The 232-nt window shown below is 70.3% G+C and carries 1 protein-coding gene; it reads left to right on the top strand.

Annotated features, from left to right (window positions below):
- Positions 1-232, top strand: a 232-nt coding sequence (locus AC3II9_RS22600) for a thioredoxin domain-containing protein (RefSeq protein WP_489159025.1), incomplete at its 5' end; no start/stop codon positions are given.

Genomic DNA, 232 nt, shown 5'->3' with positions numbered 1-232 from the left:
CGAGCGGGCCGCCCTGTCGTCGCCCCGCGTGGCCCGGGCCATGGCCGAGGCCAACGCCGCCTATTTGGTCGGAGACTGGACGCGCCTCGACGACGCCATCACGCGCGAGCTTCAGGCGCATGGGCGTTCGGGCGTGCCGCTGTATCTGCTGTATCGACCGGGCCGGGCCGAGCCGGAAATCCTGCCGCAGCTGTTGACCGAGGGCGTGGTCGTGGATGCGCTGAAGGATTGA

It is taken from the genome of Lysinibacillus sp. RU7 (assembly GCF_057837305.1).
This window is presented reverse-complemented; position numbering and strand designations above follow the sequence as displayed.